The organism is Aquabacterium sp. A08 (genome assembly GCF_011742065.1).
The window spans coordinates 1-314 of sequence record NZ_JAAQQT010000184.1; the positions used below are offsets into that span (position 1 = coordinate 1).

The following is a 314-nucleotide window of genomic DNA, read 5'->3' on the forward strand; positions in this document are numbered from 1 at the left end:
GCGCCCAGTTCTTTCCAGTTGGGCAGCAGCTCGTTCAAGGCGATGGGGTCCATCACCGCGCCGGAGAGGATGTGGGCACCGGGCTCGGAGCCTTTTTCCAAGACGCACACGCCAATCTCGGCCCCGCGCTCGGCGGCCAGCTGCTTCAAGCGGATGGCGGTGGCCAGCCCGCCCGGGCCGCCGCCGACGACGACCACGTCGTAGTCCATGGCCTCGCGCGGGCCGTGTTGTTCCAGGAGGGTCAGGGGGGTTTTCATGGATTGCTCTCTGCCAGGTTTTTGTTGGGGGGTGGGGCGACCGCCCAGGCTTACGTC

At 67.5% G+C, this 314-nt stretch carries 1 protein-coding gene; it reads right to left on the reverse strand.

Features of this window, described 5'->3' with window-relative positions; genetic code table 11:
* A partial coding sequence (locus tag HA630_RS01035) for an NAD(P)/FAD-dependent oxidoreductase (RefSeq protein WP_166832098.1) occupies nucleotides 1–257 on the reverse strand: 257 nt, incomplete at its 3' end.
* Between the last annotated feature and the right edge of the window lie 57 nt (nucleotides 258–314).